Source organism: Bradyrhizobium sp. HKCCYLRH2047 (assembly GCF_051168175.1).
Taxonomy (GTDB): Bacteria; Pseudomonadota; Alphaproteobacteria; order Rhizobiales; family Xanthobacteraceae; genus Bradyrhizobium.
Map to the genome: position 1 here is coordinate 110200 of NZ_JBNPUM010000002.1, position 15242 is coordinate 125441.

The following is a 15242-nucleotide window of genomic DNA, read 5'->3' on the forward strand; positions in this document are numbered from 1 at the left end:
TGCCGCAGCTCTCTCGATGCCAAAAAATGCCGGCAGTCCAGGGAGAGACAAAAAATGAAAAAACATCTGACGCGGCGCGATTTCTGCGCCACCGCGCTTGCGACCATCGGCGCCTCGACGATCGCGTCGCCCTATGTCTGGGCCGCCGAGAAGAAGTATGACGCCGGCGCCAGCGATACCGAGATCAGGATCGGCCAGACCATTCCGCATTCCGGCCCCGGCTCGCTGTATGGTGTGCTCGGCCGTGTCGGCGAGGCCTATTTCCAGATGCTGAACGAGCAGGGCGGCATCAATGGGCGCAAGGTCAAGTTCCTGACGATGGACGATGCCTATAGCGCGCCGAAATGCGTCGAGGCGACCCGGCGGCTGGTCGAGCAGGACGAGGTGCTGGCGCTGTACGGCTCGCTCGGCACCGCGCCGCAGACCGCCGTGCACAAATACCTCAACTCCAAGGGCGTGCCGCAGCTCCTGCTCAACACCGGCGCCTCGAAGTGGAACGACCCCAAGAACTACAAATGGACCATGGCCGGCCTGCCGCTGTATCCGACGGAGGCGCGCATCCTCGCCAAGCATGTGCTGAGCGTGAAGCCGGAAGCCAAGATCGGCATCCTCTATCAGAACGACGATTTCGGCCGCGATTTCCTGGGACCGTTCAAGAAGGTGCTGGCCGATGCCGGCGGCAAGGCGCAGGTGATCATGGAGCAGACCTATGATCTCACCGAGCCGACGGTGGACTCCCAGCTCATCAACCTGTCGAAGTCCGGCGCCGACGTGTTCTACAACATCACCACCGGCAAGGCGACGTCGCAGTCGATCCGCAAGGTGGCCGAGCTCGGCTGGAAGCCGCTGCAGCTGTTGTCGGCCGGCTCGACCGGCCGCTCGATTCTCTCGGCCGCCGGACTCGAGAATGCCAAGGACATCGTCGCCATCCGCTATTCCAAGGATGCCGGCGTGCCGCAATGGAAGGACGACCCGGACGTCAAGGGTTTCGAGGCGCTGCGCGCCAAGTACCTGCCCAACATCGATCCCGACAACACCATCGCCTATGCCGGCTACGGCCAGGCGGTGTCGATGGGCGAGATCCTGCGCCGCTGCGGCGACACGCTGACCCGCGAGAACGTGCTCAAGCACGCCACGACGCTCGCGGGCTTCCACTCGCCGTTCTTCCTCGATGGCGTCAACTACGCCTACACGCCGGACGACTACACGCCGATGAAGACGCTCTACATCTCGATCTTCGACGGCAAGGATTGGAGCATCTCCGAGAAGCCGATGACAGAGTAGGGATTTTCTCTCCATCGGATGATGACACCGGAGCTGTCGCCGCACTCTCCGGTGTCGTCCCTGCGAACGCAGGGACCCATACCGCGGGGTCAATCGGTCAGGCATAACTGCCAGTCATCGTCTCGTCGGGGCCGGTGGCTATGGGTCCCTGCGTTCGCAGGAACGACAACGGAGTTTACTGAGGCGCTGGTGCGCTTCAGCATGGGCTGGGCCGACGGCGGAGGTGGTCGAGGCAATCGCGTGTTCTCGCCCCGACCCTCGACGAACCGCGCGTGACTGCCTACCTTCCCCCGGTGCCGCCCCGCGTCTCACCAGTCCCGTCCGACGACAGCGCCGCGCTGCCTGACCATTTCGCAAAATGGTTCGCGGCGCGCGGCTGGGCGCCGCGCGCGCATCAGCTCGCGCTGCTCGACAAGGCGCGGGCCAACCGGTCTGCACTGCTGATCGCCCCGACCGGTGCCGGCAAGACGCTCGCCGGGTTCCTGCCAACCTTGGTGGAATTGGGCTCGGCCTCTGCGTCGAATGACCGATCTGCTCGCGCCAAACAATCCGCTCTCTCCTCTCCCTCCCCCCTTGTGGGGGAGGGGCGGGGAGGGGGGCCTCCGGCGGAAGTATCGATGAGTCCCGCGCCTTCCCGCCGGGACGCCTCGCACGAATCTGGCGAGTCCACTGCCGCGGATCCCGATCCTTCGTCTTCGCGGGTAGCAGGAACCAACCCGGCAGCTGCAAAGGTGATTTCAACGGGGCGATCCGTCGTTCGCTCCACCGGCCTGCACACGCTCTACATCTCGCCGCTCAAGGCGCTCGCGGTCGACATCGCGCGCAATCTCGAGGCGCCGATCTCCGAGATGGGTCTGCCGATCAAGGTCGAGACCCGCACCGGCGACACGCCGGTGTCGCGCCGGCAGCGGCAGCGCCGCTATCCGCCGGACATTTTGCTGACGACACCGGAGCAGATGGCGCTGCTGCTGTCGTCGGACGATGCGCCGTTCCTGTTTTCCTCGCTGAAGCGCGTCGTGCTCGACGAGCTGCACGCGCTGGTCACCTCCAAGCGCGGCGATCTCTTGTCGCTCGCGCTGGCACGGCTGTGGCGGCTCGCGCCGGACATGCGCATGATCGGCCTGTCGGCGACGGTCGCCGAGCCCGAGCAGCTCGCGCGCTTCCTGGTGCCGCAACCGCGCGGCGGCATCGCTGCGGCCGATGTCGTGGTCGCCGGCGGCGCCGCACCGCCGGTGGTCGAGATGCTCGACACCCAGGAGCGGTTGCCATGGGCCGGCCACAGCGCGCGCCACGCGCTGGCCGAGATGTACGAGCTGATCAAGAAGAACAAGACCACGCTCGTGTTCGTCAACACCCGCAGTCAGGCCGAGATGCTGTTCCAGGAGTTCTGGCGCATCAACGACGACAACCTCGCCATCGCCCTGCATCACGGCTCGCTCGACGTCGCGCAGCGCCGCAAGGTCGAGGACGCGATGTCGGCCGGCCGGCTGCGCGGCGTCGTCTGCACCTCCTCGCTCGATCTCGGTGTGGACTGGGGCGACGTCGACCTCGTCATCAATGTCGGCGCGCCCAAGGGCTGCTCGCGGCTGATGCAGCGTATCGGCCGCGCCAATCACCGGCTCGACGAGGCCTCGCGCGCGGTGCTGGTGCCGGCCAACCGCTTCGAGGTGCTGGAATGCTCGGTGGCGATCGACGCCATCGCCGACAATGCGCAGGACACGCCGCCGCTGCGCATCGGCGCGCTCGACGTGCTGGCTCAGCACGTGCTTGGCTGCGCCTGCGCCGAGCCGTTTCTCAGCGACGAACTCTATGCGGAGGTGATCACCACCGCGCCCTATGCGTCGCTGTCGCGGGCCGATTTCGACGACGTCGTCGACTTCGTCGCCACCGGCGGCTACGCGCTGAAGACCTATGAGCGGTTCGCGCGCATCAAGCAGGATGCGAAGGGCCGCTGGCGCGTCGCCAATCCCAAGGTGCGGCAGAGCTATCGCTTGAACGTCGGCACCATCGTGGAAGAAGCGATGCTGAAGGTGCGGCTGGTGCGCGCGCGCGGCGGCGGCACGGGAGCGACCGGCGCGATCGCGCGCGGCGGCCGGCTGCTCGGCGAGATCGAGGAGGCGTTCATCGAAGGCCTCACGCTCGGCGACACTTTCGTGTTCAGCGGCGAGATCGTGCGCTACGAGGCGCTGGCCGAGGACCAGGTCTATGTCAGCAGGGCCAACGACTCCGATCCGAAGGTGCCGTCCTATATGGGCGGCAAGTTTCCGCTGTCGACCTATCTCGCCGAGCGCGTGCGCGGCCTGCTCGACGACCGCACGGCCTGGAGCGCGTTGCCGGAGCAGGTGCGCGACTGGCTGTCGTTGCAGAAGGACGTGTCGCGCATCCCGGCCCGGCGCGAGCTGCTCGTCGAGACCTTTCCGCGCTCCAACAAGCACTACATCGTCTGCTATCCGTTCGAAGGCCGGCTCGCGCATCAGACGCTCGGCATGCTGCTGACGCGCCGGCTCGAGCGGGCGCGCGCCCGGCCGCTCGGCTTCGTCGCCAATGAATATGCGCTTGCGGTGTGGGGGCTCGGCGACATGTCGCTGATGGTCAAGCAGGGGCGGCTCGACCTCGCAGCTTTGTTCGACCCGGATATGCTCGGCGACGATCTCGAGGCATGGCTCGCCGAATCCGCGCTGATGAAGCGCACGTTCCGCTCCTGCGCCATCATCTCCGGCCTGATCGCGCGGCGGTCGACGACCGAGGAGAAGACCCGCCGCCAGGTGCTGTTCTCGACCGATCTGGTCTACGACGTGCTGCGCCGGCATCAGCCCGATCACATGCTGTTGCGCGCGGCGCGCGCCGATGCCGCCACCGGCCTGCTCGATCTGAAGCGACTCGGTGATATGCTCCAGCGCATCGAGGGACGAATCACCCATCGGGAACTCGATCGCGTCTCGCCGCTGGCGGTGCCGGTGATGCTGGAAATCGGCCGCGAATCCGTCTATGGCGAGGCCGCCGACGAGCTTCTGGCCGAGGCTGCCGAGGAACTCGTGAAGGAAGCGATGGGGTAGTTGATAGTTGGGGCACGCAATGCGCGGCGCAGCAGGTCTACTCCCTCCCCCCTTGTGGAGGAGGGCCGGGGAGGGGGGCAGCCCCGAGGAGCGGCCGTCGTGAGTCTTCCGATCGCCATCGCCTCGGCTCATCCCGATCAGCACGGTGGTGCGCAGCGCGGCCGCTCCGCCGCGCTCGAGATCGCCGGCCTGTCGCTGCGCGTCGATCTCTCCGGCGCGCTGGTATGGGACGCGCAGCAGTTGCTCGTTGTCTCCGACCTGCATCTGGAGAAGGGCTCGAGCTACGCCTCGCGCGGCACGCTGCTGCCGCCGTTCGACACCATCGCGACGCTCCAGCGCCTTGCCTCGGTGATCGCACACTACAATCCGCGCACCGTGATCGCGCTCGGCGACAGCTTTCATGATCGCGATGCGCATACGCGCCTGACCGGCGACGACCGCGCTGCGATCGCAAATCTCCAGGTCGGCCGCGACTGGGTCTGGATCACGGGCAACCACGATCCGGCGCCGCGCGGTATCGGCGGCGAGGTTGCGGACGAGATCACGTTGGGCGCGGTGACGTTCCGCCACGAGCCGACCGGCGCGCGCGGCGAGATCGCCGGCCATCTGCATCCCAAGGCGCGGGTGGCGACGCGGGCGCGCACTTTGGAGCGCCGCTGCTTCGTCTCCGACGGCGAGCGCGCGGTGATGCCGGCGTTCGGCGCCTATGCCGGCGGCCTGAGCGTGCGCGACGCAGCCTTCGCCAGGCTGTTCCCGAAGCGTGCCTTCATCGCCCATGTGCTGGGAGATACCCGGCTGCACAGCATCGCCGCGGCGAGGTGCTATTAGTTCAGTGGATGGTCGGGAGTCGAAATTCGGAGTTGGACTGACCATGCCGGCGACGAACTCCGCCGCGCTCTCTCCCCCGCGTGCGGGGGAGAGTTGGAGAGGGGCGCCACGCGCACCGCCGTTGGAGCGGCCCCCTCCCTAGCCCTCCCCCGCAAGCGGGAGAGGGGACGCACCGCCATCGTGGCGGCAGGGTGGCAGGAGCCGTAGACAAGATACTCGTCACGCCGCCTTCGCCTGCACCTTCTCGCAGAACTCGGCCAGCCGGTCCGCGAGCCGCAGCGTCGCCGGGCTGGCGTCCGGCGAGGCGACCAGCGCGACCTCGGTGCGGTCGATCGGCGCAAACCCTTCGCGGGCCGTCAGCACGCGGTGCTCCGACTGCACCGACATCTCGGACAGGATGCTCAGGCCCATGCCGGCGGCGACCGCGGCCTGGATGCCGGCGAGGCTCGACGATGTGTAGGCCATGTGCCAGGCGCGTCCCTCGCTCTCCAGCGCATGGATCGCGCGGGTGCGATAGATGCAGCCGAGCGGGAAGCCGATCAGCGGCAGCGAGCGGGCATCGAGGCTGACCGGATGGCTCTTGCTGGTCACCCAATAGACCTGCTCCGGCCATGCCGCGATCGCCGCGTGTGAGTCGTCGGCGCCGCGCTTGAGCAGCGCCAGATCGAGGTCGCCGCGCTCGATGTCGCGCTTGAGGTTGAGGCTCTGGTCGGCACGCACGTCGAGCCGCAGATCGGGGTGGGCGCGCGAGAACGCGGCGAGCAGCTTGGCGAGGCGGTAGGCGGCGAAATCCTCGGGAATGCCGAGCTTCACCGCGCCGGCCGGACCCGGACGTGCCACGACGTCGCGGGCCTCCTCGGCAAGCGCGAGCAGGCGGCGGGCATAGGACAACAGCCGCTCGCCGGCCTCGGTCGGCGTGACCTCGCGGCCGTCGCGGTTGAGCAGCGTCTGGCCGAGATCGTCCTCGAGCCGCCGGATCTGCTGGCTGATCGTCGACTGCGTACGGTGGACGCGCTCGCCCGCGCGGGTGAAGCCGCCGGCCTCGACCACCGAGACGAAGCTGCGCAACAGGTCCAGATCGAGCATTCCTGGCCTCCATTTGGAAAACCACTGAGTTTCAGTCTATCATTTAATTTCCAGATGGGAAAGGAATAGCCCTACATCGAGGACGAAGGAGATCCCCGATGTCGTCCCTATCCTCCGTTGCGGTGACCCCCGTGAAGTCGAACCTGCTGCCGCTCGAGATCGGCCTGTTCTGCCTGCTGTGGAGCTTTGCCTTCGTCGCCGGCAAGATCGGCGTCACCTATTGTCCGCCGCTCCTGCTGCTCGCGGCGCGGTTCTCGCTCGCCGGCGTGCTCATTCTCGCGGTGCCGGCTATCCGGGGCGAGCTGCGCATGAGCTGGCGCGATGCGGCGGTGTTCGCGATCATCGGCATCGCCAACAACGCACTCTATCTCGGCCTCGGCTATACCGGCTTGCAGACGGTGTCGGCGGGGCTCGGCGGCCTGATCGTCTCGGCCAATCCGGTGTTCACCGCGGTGTTCGCCGCGCTGCTGCTCGGCGAGCCGCTGACCCTGCGCAAGGTCGCGGGCCTCGCGCTCGGCACCATCGGCGTCGCCATGATCGTCTGGCACCGCATGTCCGTCGGCACCGACCACCTCGAAGGCATCCTCTATACGCTGGCGGCGCTGGCCTCGATCGTCACCGGCACCATCCTCTTCAAACAGCTCGCGCCGAAGGGCAGCCTGTGGGTCGGCAACGGAATCCAGAATCTCTCCGCCGGGCTGGTGCTCTGGCCGGTGGCGCTGGGCGTGTCGCACGTGGGCGAGATCGTGCTGAATGCGCAACTGATCGGTGCGTTCGCCTTCCTGGTGCTCGGCGGCTCGATCCTCGCCTACGTGCTCTGGTTTCACCTCCTGAAGGTCTGCGGTGCGACCGCCGCCAGCGCCTATCACTTCGTGATGCCGCCGCTGGCGATGATCTTCGCCTTCGTGGTGCTCGGCGAGCACGTGGCGCTGCAGGATCTGCTCGGCGTCATACCCGTCGCGCTCGGGATCTATCTGGTCACGCGGGCTCCGGCCCGCACGGTGGGAGCACAAGCATGAGCGTTGCGATCACGCTGATCGGCGGCCCGACCGCCCTGATCGAAATCGACGGCTTCCGCCTGCTGACCGATCCGACCTTCGACGATCCCGGCACATATCAGCTGCCGCACGTCACCCTGGAGAAGCTCTCGCGACCGGCGCTGACGGCAGATGCGGTCGGCGACGTCGACGCGGTGCTGCTCAGCCATGATCAGCATTCCGACAATCTCGATCATGGCGGACGGGCCTTCCTGTCCCGTGCGCGGCGCGTGCTGACCACCGAGATCGGTGCAATACGGCTCGGTGCGTCAGCCGAAGGGCTCGCGCCCTGGAGCGAAACCGAGCTGACGAAGAATGGCAGGTCGTTGAAGGTTGTGGCAACCCCGGCGCGCCACGGTCCGGCCGGCATCGAGCCGGTCGCGGGCGATGTCATCGGATTCGTGCTGCAGTCGAAAGGGTCTGCGCCGATCTATGTCAGCGGCGACACCGTGTTCTACGACGGCGTCGCCGAGGTGGCGCGGCGCTTTCGTGCGGGAATCGTGCTGCCGTTTGCTGGCGCGGCGCAGACGCGCGGGCCGTTCCACCTGACCATGGACACCAACGACACGATCGAGACGGCCCGGGTGTTTTCTGACGCGCTAATCGTTCCCGTCCACACCGATGGCTGGGCACATTTCCGGCAGAGCGCGCAGGACCTGCGCAACACGTTCGACGTACTCGGCTTCGGGGCGCGGCTGAAGCTGCTGGAGCCAGGTGTGCGGACGGTGATCGAACGCTGACCTCGCACAGCGACTAATCCCTTCGGAACACGATCGACGCCATCCATCCCGTCATCAGCGCCATCGCGGCGGTGACCAGGCCATAGACGAAGCCGTTCTGCTTGGCGGAGGCCGCGACGAACTGCTCGAAGCCGACCTTGACGATCTCGAACGCAGTCTCGGTCTTGGTGACCAGTGCGCCGTCGGCGAGCAGCTTGATCTCGACCTCGTAGGTGCCGATCGGGACCGCAGCGGGCAACGGGATTCCGGTGCGGAACAGCGTCGGCGTGAGGAAGGTCACCGCGGACGTATCCTCGCGGTACAGGCCGTGCTGCGACTGCAGCCGCACGAAGGCGCTGCGGAACGCGTCGTTCGGGACGACATCGGCATAGTCGGGACCGACGCGCTGCGTGAGCAGCACGTTGTTGAGTCCGAGCTGCTGCCGGCGCAGCACCTCGGGCGCGGCCATCGCATCGAAGGGGCGGTTGGCGAACAGCGCCAGATAGCCGGGCACTTTCAGGAACTGGCGGGAGTCGGTGTTGATCCAGATGCCGAACTTTCGTTCCTTGCGTCGCGTCACCATGTCGGCCCGCGGTCCGCGGACGGTGACGACGAGGTCATAGGCGGTGCGGCCCGGCGGCGTCTGGATGTCCTTCTCGACCGAGCCGAACAGCACCAGCTCCTCGCCGGAATAGTTCGGCGTCACCGTCACGCGATGGTTGGAGACCGAGACGATCAGGCGCTCGGCGCGTGCGGATGCGGCGCCGGCCAGCAGCAGCATGACGATAAGGCTGGCGAGGCGGAGCGGCGTCATTGGCTGATCTCGGTCTCGCGGATCGTGAACAGGTCGTCGGGCTTGATCACGAGCTCGATCGCGAACCGGATGCCGACGGCGAGGATCAGCAGGCCGAGCAGCAGCCTAAGCTGCTCGCCGCGGATCATCTGGCCGGCGCGGGCCCCGAACTGCGCGCCCGTGACGCCGCCGACCATCAGGATCAGCGCCAGAACGGCGTCGACCAGATGATTGCTCATCGCGTGCAGCATGGTCGCGATCATCATGGTCGCGAGCGTCAGGACCATCGAGGTGCCGATGACGGTCGAGGTCGGCACACGCAGCAGGTAGATCAGCAGGGGCACCAGAATGAAGCCGCCGCCGATGCCCATCACGGCGCCGAGGAAGCCGATGATCAGGCCGATGCCGATCACTGGAATGACGGAGATGTAGATCTTCGAGCGCTTGAAGCGCATCTTCAGCGGCAGGCCATGGATCCAGACATGGCTGCCCGGACGCCGCACGGTCGCGACCGCGCCCTGGCGCGCGCGCATCATCGCGCGCAGTCCTTCCCAGAACATCGTGCCGCCGACGCTCGTCAGCAGCGCGACATAGGACAGCGCGATCATCAGATCGAGCTGGCCGAGCGACCGCAGCAGGGTGAAGGTGGCGACGCCGAGCCCCGTGCCGAGCGCGCCGCCGATCATCAATACCGCGGCCAGCGAGGGATCGATGGCGCGCCGCCGCCAATAGGACAGCGCGCCGGAGAACGACGAGGCGGCGATGTGGCTGGAGACCGAGGCGACCGCAACTGCTGGGGTGATGCCGACGAAGATCAGGAGCGGCGTCATCAGGAACCCGCCGCCGATGCCGAACATGCCGGAGACGAAGCCGACGGCCGCGCCCATCGCCAGCAACAGGAAGATGTTGACCGGGATGTCGGCGATCGGAAGATAAATCTGCATCCGCGCGGCCTCTGCCATCCTTCGAGCGAGCATCCCGCGCATGCCATGCAGGACGCCAAGCTCCTGCATAACCGAAAATCGCAGCGAAGGGATCAGTCATTCCCGCCCGAAGTCACATCCGCCGACGCCGAGCGTGGGGTTCTGAGGGCTCGGTCAAAGGGCCTTGAGCTGCGCGGTCACCAGCCTCATGGCCTCGGCATCGCTCGGATCGAGCCAGCGGATGTCGCGGGTCTGCGACATCGCCTCGATGACCTGCGACGATACGCCCATGCGCGTCATGTAGCCGAGGATGGCACCGGTGACGCGCTGGGTGTCGGCGACCGCGTCAGCGCCGCGGGCCTCAGACGTGAAGCGGTGCACGCCGAGCGCCGAACCATCGAGGCCGTAGCGGGTCTGCCCGCCGGCAAAGGCGAACACGCAGGCGCTGGCGCAGAAGCCCGGACGGATGCGGCCGCCATTGTCGGCCACGCCGACGGCGGTCGCGAGTCCGCGGGCGCGGATGATCTCGCCCATCAGTACCCCCTGGTCGAGGTTGCCGCCGGGCGAGGACAGCAGGATCACGTCACCCGGCTTGAGACGGGCCTCGCTGATCCGCTCACGCAGCCAGCCGGCCGCCGCTGGTCCGATGGGGCCGCTGACGGCGAGCACGGCGCGCCTGTCGCCCAGCCCGGCAAGGACGGGGTCGGCGACCAGCGCCGCCGACAGACTTGGCGAAATGTACTGATCCTTCCAGAACGACCAGGCGTCAGGCCGCGACAGGTCGCGGTAGGCGCGAATGCCCCCGCCGAGCACGATTGCAACGAAGAAGATGACGGTAGCCAGCCGGCGCCATCGGAACGCCGCAGGATAGCCGTCGGTCACGTGCTGCATTCGTTGGCGAGGAGGCGGAGCAGCGGCGACGTTCGCCGTGGTCCGCGGCGGCACGCGGGGCCCCGTCGGCGACTGCAGGAAGCGCGCGCCGTCCTGTTGTTCGTTCCCCGCTGACACCTGTCGATGCTCCTCGCGGCGCTCGTGATGATCCGCCGCGACAATCTATATCGATCGACCGCGCGACACTATGGCGGCGCGATCGCAAGCCGGGAGGATTTTTTTGGGCTGCGCGCGAGCGCTCGTCCATGTCGAGAGGGGGGCGCTATACCCGTGTCAGCGCGGCGCCGTCGCCGCCGCGCGCTTCGCCAGGGCCGCCTTGGCGGCGGCTGCCTTGGCGATCGCCTGCGTGCCATCCCAGCCGCCGGCGGGCGCCGGCACGTTCACGGCGTCGTCGGGCTGCGGTTCGACCGTGAAGGTCTGGATCGCGAGCTTGGCCGCGGCGAGCGACTGGACATCGAGCCGCTTGGCGACATCGTCGCGCTTGCGCCCTGCGTCGACGTCACCCTGCGCTGCGGCCAGGGTGAACCATTTGTAGGATTCGGCGAGGTTCTGTTCGACGCCGATGCCACGGGCATAGAGAATGCCGAGGTTGAACTGGCTATCGGCGACGCCGCGCTCGGCGGCCTTGCGGAACCATTGCGAGGCGCTCTTGTAGTTCGCGCCCTTGCCGCCGCCGTCGGCGTCCAGCACGGCGAGATTGTGCATCGCCTTGGCATTGCCGCGCTCGGCGGCGACCACGTAGTAGCGGCGGGCGATGTCGGCGTCCTTCTTCACGCCGAGGCCCTTCTCGTAGAAGGTGCCGAGACGGAAGACCGCCGGGATCAGCCCGGCCTGCGCCGCGCGGTCATACCACTTCGCGGCTTCCTCATAGTTCGCCGCGACACCCTTGCCCTCGGCAAAGCGCACGCCGACTTCGTAGGCGGCGGTCGGATCACCCTTCAGTGCGGCATTGCGCAGCGCCAGTCCGCCGATGGCATCGGGCAGCTTCTCGGAGGCGGGCACCTGCACCAAACCGAGCTTCTGGCCGTTGGCAGCGGTGGGGATCGTGCCGGTGACGTCAGTGGGGACGGCAGCGGGTAAGGTGGCTGGCTTTTCGACGTCCTGCGGGATCGCGAGCATCGCGATCGTCTCCGCTTCGCTCGGCATGGCCCGATTGTAGGACTGACGGTCGAGCGGCGTCGGCGAGGTCAACGACGGCGCGCTCTGGTCGGGCGTCGTCGGCCGCGGCGACAGGCTCGGCGAGGCCGACGGCATCTGCGCGCGCGGCGCCTCGCCCTGAGTCTCCATCGGCGAGATCGGCGGCGGCGTGCTGCCGCTGTCGAGCAGCGACATCGCGAATTTGAAGGTGCCGAGCACGATCACCACGACGCTTGCACCGACCAGGAGCGAACGGATCTTCGACCCGATGGTCGAGACCTCTTCGTCGCCCTCGGCGGTGAGAGCGAACGTCGGCTTGTCCTTGGGTTTGGCCTTGGGCTTGACAGCGTCGCTGGCGACGTCCTTGGGGAGGTCTTTCGGCGGCTCCTTGGCCTTGTCCTTCGGCTTGTCCTTCTTCGCCTTCTTGGCGTCCACAGGCTGTGCCGCCGCCGCGGCCTGCGCCGCGCGGCGCGCAGCCGCGATGAAGCTCGATGTCGACACCGGCTCCCGCTTGCCGGCGGGAAGCTCGCTCAGGGCATCCTCGGACGCGGCGATCCGCTCGGCGGGCGATGCGGTCCGGCCAGGCGGACGGGTGCCGGGTTCGAGCGGATGATCCGGTGGCAGCTCGGGGACGATGACGGTCGGGCGGGGCGCCTGCGCTGCGTGCGGCTCCAGGATGTCGGCGATCGCCTTCGGCGGAATCGGCGGCGGCATGGCGGCCGCCGGCGCCTGCGCGGCGTGGAAGTCGCGCGAGGCCGCTGCGAACGCCTGTTGACCCGCGGCCGGAGCGACAATCTGTCCCGCTGGCTCCTCGGCCGCCGGATTGGGCAGCTCCGGGCGGTAGGCAGGTTCTGGCTTGGCGGGCTCGGCATAGGCCTGGGGCGCCGTCGCGCGTGCGGCCGGCATCGGCGACTCGATTGGCGGCGCCAGCGGCGGCAGCGCGGCCGGCGGGCTCGCGGTGGCGCGCACATTGCGCAGGTCGCCTTCGATCATGGCGAGGCGGTCGACGACGTGCCCCAGCGTGTTGTGGACGGCCTCGAGCGAGTCCTGGGTGTTGCGGTCGGTCTCGGTCTGGCTGAAGCGGATGTCGGACAGCTCGCGCTTGACCATGTCGATCAGGCCGCCGTCATGCGACGTTTCGCGCTGCGACCGGCTCTCCGCCAGCGCTGCGAAGGTCGCCTGCTGCCGTTCGAGATAGCGCAGGATGTCCTGCAGGCCATCCTCGACCCGGGTCATGTTGCCGCCGCGCGGGTCGTTGGCGGCTTCGAGCCGTTCCAGCAGGTAGCTGATCCGCTGTTCGAGATGCGTGATCGCCGATGAGCCGTCGCTGCCGACCTGCAGGCGGTCGATCCGGTCGGACAGGCCGCGCAGCGCGTCCTCGATCTGGGCGGTGTTGTCGGGCGCGGCCGCCGGCGGCTCGCGGCTCTCCAGGGTCGAGGTCAGCGCGGCGATGCGCTGTTCGAGCGCCGCAAACGACTCGTGGAACGAGTCGTGATTGTCGCGCGCCTGCGTGACCTGGTCGACCTTCGACGACAGCTGGCGGAGATCGTCCGACAGCCGTTCCAGCGCGTCGTTGGAGGCGACATTGGCGACGATCGCACGCAGCGCCGCGATGGCGCTTTCGAGCTGCTGCACGGTGCCGGGGTCGTCATTGGCGCGCAGGATCAGGTCGAGCTTGGCGCCGAGATTGCGGATCGCCTCGTCATAGACGGCGAGCTGCTCGGCAGGCTTCAGCGAGCCGACGACCTCGCGGATGTCGGTCAACGCGCGCTCGATCCCGGCCAGAGCCTGGCCGTCGACGCCGGTGTTGCGGTTCTCGTCGATGCGGCGCGACAGCGAGCGGATCTCGTTCTCGATCGACTCAATCGCGCGGCGCGGCATCGCCTCGGTAATGGCGTGACGGATCTCGGAGAGCTCGTTGCGGAAGCCGGCGATCGACTGCTCGATGCCGTCCTCGGGGCGATGCAGCGCCTCGATCTGGCTCGTGATCTTCAGCAGATGGCGTTCGAGCAGCGAGAAATCGGGAGTGGGTGCCGCCGGTTGCGGCGGCGTCAGCGGCGCGCTGATCGGGGTCATCAGCGGCGCTGCTGCGGATGCCATGGCAGGCGCGGTCGGCGGCGCCTGGTGCGGCGGCAGCGGGCGCGCATTGTCGAGCTCGCTCTGGCGGGCGCTGATTTCGGCGACGGCCACGTCGAACGAGCCTGCGCTGAGCGTCTGGGCCGGCCGGTAGAGCTGTGCGGCGGCGCGCTCGACGCCGTCAGGACCACGATAGCGGTCCTCGGTGTCCGGCTTGCGCAGCGGCGTCGAGATCTGTGACAGGCGGGCGTCGAGCCGCGAGATCGCGTCGTTGAGCTGGCGCGCGACGCCCTGCTCGTCGCGCGGCGCATCCTTGCGCGCGACGGGGCGCGACATCTGCTCGATCTGCCGTGCGATGGAGTCGAGCCGCTGATGGATGTCGGTCACCTCGCGGGCATCGCGGCTGACGGTCGGCGTGCTGCGTGGCGCGGGGCTGCCGCGGAAATCGGGCGGGGCCGATGCGCCGAGCGTGGAGTTGATCCAGTCGTTCAGCGTCATGCCGGCGCGTTGCGCCGCGGCCTCGGCCCTTTCACGGACGGACGGGTCGATGCCTTCATTACTCCACGGTACGCGCGAATTCATGTCTCGTCCGGTTCCGCTTCCAGCGCTCCACCAAGCGCCTCCAGCCTCCCCACGCGTCCCGGACATGAACATGAACGGGTCCGCGCAGATCGTCTGCTCCAGGTCCCGACTTTTGACTTTTACGGTAAATAACGCGTTAAGTTTACCGCCGGCGCGGTCAGAAGTTTTGCGCTGTCAAACGGCGCGTATCAGCCGGCATTTTCGCGTGATGATGGATCGAGCGGCCGCACGCTGCTCGCGCCGGATATCGTCGACAGCGCGGTGATCGCCTCTTCGCACCATTCCGCCACCATGCGCTCGTGGCGCAGTCCGAGCCGCAGGTTGAGAAGCTTGCCCATATCGGCAGGGGCGACGCTGCCATCAGCGTAATGCTTCTTGAGGATGCGGTCGTAGCGCTCGGCGCGGTCGCGATGATGTTCCAGCCGCGCCATCAGGTCGGCCCGGATCGGCCCGATGTCGGCGGCGCCCAGCGCATAGAGCCGGACGAGAAGATCGTCCTTCGTCGAGGCCGGTGTGCTCGGCCGCGCCGCCCAGCTGCGGAACGCCGCGCGGCCCTCGGGGGTCAACGTGTAGACCAGCTTGTTGGGCTTGCCGGTCTGCACCACCTCGCGACCTTGGATGTAGCCGCGGTCGCGCAGCCGCGACAGCTCGCGGTAGATCTGCTGGTGGTCCGTCTTCCAGAAGAAGCCGATCGAGGAGTCGAACGTCTTGGCGAGCTCGTAGCCCGTCATCGGATGTTCGGTAAGGCAGGCGAGGATGGCGTCGCCGAGGGCCATGGCCGGAAACTGCTCCCGTCTTTCTGATCGTGTTCTATCCCGCTCCACGCTTGA

At 67.8% G+C, this 15242-nt stretch carries 11 protein-coding genes; 5 read left to right on the forward strand and 6 right to left on the reverse strand.

From position 1 onward, the window contains the following. The first annotated feature begins 54 nt into the window (after positions 1-54). From ACQR1D_RS04120 to pdeM, 3 genes are all read left to right on the forward strand, one after another. The gene (locus ACQR1D_RS04120; protein WP_316181968.1) at positions 55-1284 is read left to right on the forward strand and encodes an ABC transporter substrate-binding protein; all 1230 of its coding nucleotides are present in this window, start codon (positions 55-57) and stop codon (positions 1282-1284) included. Positions 1285-1577: 293 nt separating this feature from the next. Further along, positions 1578-4340, forward strand: a complete 2763-nt coding sequence (locus tag ACQR1D_RS04125) for a ligase-associated DNA damage response DEXH box helicase (RefSeq protein WP_434838209.1) — start codon at positions 1578-1580, stop codon at positions 4338-4340. 180 nt (positions 4341-4520) lie between these two features. After that, positions 4521-5168 carry a ligase-associated DNA damage response endonuclease PdeM gene (gene pdeM / locus ACQR1D_RS04130; RefSeq protein ID WP_316182065.1) on the forward strand — a complete coding sequence of 216 codons (648 nt, stop codon included), beginning with the start codon at positions 4521-4523 and terminating at the stop codon, positions 5166-5168. A gap of 219 nt (positions 5169-5387) precedes the next feature. Here the strand turns inward: pdeM and ACQR1D_RS04135 are convergent, their stop codons facing one another. Further along, complete coding sequence (locus ACQR1D_RS04135; RefSeq protein WP_434838105.1) at positions 5388-6254, reverse strand: LysR family transcriptional regulator; 867 nt, start codon at positions 6252-6254, stop codon at positions 5388-5390. 98 nt (positions 6255-6352) lie between these two features. On the opposite strand from ACQR1D_RS04135, the gene ACQR1D_RS04140 reads away from it, so the two are divergent. Both ACQR1D_RS04140 and ACQR1D_RS04145 read left to right on the forward strand, forming a co-directional pair. Continuing rightward, positions 6353-7273 carry a DMT family transporter gene (locus ACQR1D_RS04140; protein WP_434838104.1) on the forward strand — a complete coding sequence of 307 codons (921 nt, stop codon included), beginning with the start codon at positions 6353-6355 and terminating at the stop codon, positions 7271-7273. Continuing rightward, positions 7270-8031 (forward strand): MBL fold metallo-hydrolase, encoded by a 762-nt coding sequence (locus ACQR1D_RS04145; RefSeq protein ID WP_315801559.1) that lies wholly within the window; start codon positions 7270-7272, stop codon positions 8029-8031. Before ACQR1D_RS04140 ends, ACQR1D_RS04145 begins: the two co-directional genes overlap by 4 nt. A 13-nt stretch (positions 8032-8044) precedes the next feature. Here ACQR1D_RS04145 and ACQR1D_RS04150 read toward each other — a convergent pair whose 3' ends face one another. The 5 genes from ACQR1D_RS04150 to ACQR1D_RS04170 form a co-directional block, all read right to left on the reverse strand. Then, positions 8045-8824 (reverse strand): TIGR02186 family protein, encoded by a 780-nt coding sequence (locus ACQR1D_RS04150; protein ID WP_315801558.1) that lies wholly within the window; start codon positions 8822-8824, stop codon positions 8045-8047. Next, complete coding sequence (locus ACQR1D_RS04155) at positions 8821-9747, reverse strand: sulfite exporter TauE/SafE family protein (RefSeq protein ID WP_434838103.1); 927 nt, start codon at positions 9745-9747, stop codon at positions 8821-8823. The genes ACQR1D_RS04150 and ACQR1D_RS04155 overlap by 4 nt, the downstream gene beginning before the upstream one ends. 153 nt (positions 9748-9900) lie before the next feature. Continuing rightward, on the reverse strand, positions 9901-10734 hold the full coding sequence (locus ACQR1D_RS04160; RefSeq protein ID WP_434838102.1) for a hypothetical protein: 834 nt from the start codon (positions 10732-10734) through the stop codon (positions 9901-9903). A gap of 156 nt (positions 10735-10890) precedes the next feature. Then, a complete protein-coding gene (locus tag ACQR1D_RS04165; protein ID WP_434838101.1) occupies positions 10891-14412 on the reverse strand; it encodes a hypothetical protein in 3522 nt (1173 codons plus the stop codon). A 188-nt stretch (positions 14413-14600) separates the two neighbouring features. Next, positions 14601-15188, reverse strand: a complete 588-nt coding sequence (locus tag ACQR1D_RS04170; RefSeq protein ID WP_315801554.1) for a PadR family transcriptional regulator — start codon at positions 15186-15188, stop codon at positions 14601-14603. Positions 15189-15242: the final 54 nt, after the last annotated feature.